This is a genomic window from Rhizobium sp. PDO1-076 (assembly GCF_000247475.1).
Classification (GTDB): domain Bacteria; phylum Pseudomonadota; class Alphaproteobacteria; order Rhizobiales; family Rhizobiaceae; genus Allorhizobium.
Window position 1 is genome coordinate 1 of the sequence record NZ_AHZC01000275.1, and the last position, 1439, is coordinate 1439.

The 1439-nt window shown below is 56.6% G+C and carries 1 protein-coding gene; it reads right to left on the reverse strand.

Annotated features, from left to right (window positions below; all coding sequences use genetic code 11):
- A partial coding sequence (locus PDO_RS26750) for a pentapeptide repeat-containing protein (RefSeq protein ID WP_192814375.1) occupies nt 1-773 on the reverse strand: 773 nt, incomplete at its 3' end.
- Nucleotides 774-1439 lie beyond the last annotated feature (666 nt).

Below are 1439 nucleotides of genomic sequence, written 5' to 3' on the forward strand. Positions count from 1 at the left end.
AGCAGATCCACGCCTTCGAGGTCCGCGTCTTTGAAGTTCGTGCCTTTGAGGATCGCTCGGGTGAAGTCTGCGTGCTTGAGGATTGCCCCTTCCAGGTTCGCATCACTCAGATCGCAGTTCGTAAAATCGATACCCCTCAGGTCTAGACCGGACAGGTCCAGACCACGCAGATCGATCTTGCTGGGCCACAGCGTCTCCGCCCTCCGGGCCGCGATCAGCCCCATCACCTTGTCTCGATCAATATTGTTGTCTGCGCCTTCGTCAACAACCTCAGCCACGGGAATTGCGTTGTCCAAACTTTCCCTTGCTTTGATCTTTAGTGTCATAGCGCTCAGAAACTCAGTTTCAGTTAATGGTGTAGCAGGCCCAACCATCGCCGAAAAACCTGAGTACATCTTCTGCAGCTTTATGTTAATACAATCATGCATATATTTACTGTCATTTTGATTCTTTCTCGGATCCTCGGTCGATGAAACACTATTCCCCCGGGGTCTTACGCCTTCGCTATCGTCACCCACTTCTTCGCGACGGCGAGCTTTGCAATATTCCTCGACATCAAGAAGAATATCTTCCCAAGCCGCGCTCAATATCCCTTCTTTCGTATCGTTTATAATATTGCCAGCCTGCGTCGGCCTCGCATCATGAGCCAACGACTTCTTGGGGCGAGGAACCGTGGGGGTAACATCCTCGCGACCAACGGTGCCTACCCCTCCAAAATTGGGCCCGGCGGGTTGGGTCGCCTCGCGCCTCGCAACTCCCGCCTGCGTGACCATTTCGGCGCCACCGGTTGTCGCCGTGCCAGAGCCGTTTGCATTCCGCAGAGCGGTCACCTGCGGAGGACCTACTTTACGGCGAGGCTGTTCCGGAACCTCATCGCGGGGAGAAACCGAGACCGGTCGAGAACCAGCCGCCGCCAAATGATTTCGGGTGGGGACCAACTTTGCTGCGGCCTTGTACGCTTTGAAAGCTGCGTCCGTGCATGCTTTGAGACGGCCGGCAAAGTTCCCGACGGGCCGCGCCACTGCGACCCTGCCAGCAAAATTCCCGGCAACTGGCTGACGGTTCCCAGGGTTCCGAGGCTGGACCTGATTCTGGGGAGGCAATGATCGCGCCGCAGGCGGCTTCGGCAAATCTGGTCCTGGCATTGCTTTCTTTCCTGTTCGGGCCGCAGGAGTTGCGGCGGTTTTACCTCAAGATACCGGAAGGAACGCCCAGTCAGGCATCGATCGTTATGACAGCCAGCCAGTATAGGGGTGGCTGATATCCCAGATGGCGCGAACACGCAGTCACTTTTGTTACACATCAGGAAGAAGAAGGGTGCGCTGCGCCCGTGAGGTGGTTGAGCTTCGGCAATCGCCGTGCCGCACAGACAGCGCCGCAAATGGGAGCTATGCCGGAATTTGGGTGATGACGGATTGAAGAAGGCAGCGTATCGAGGC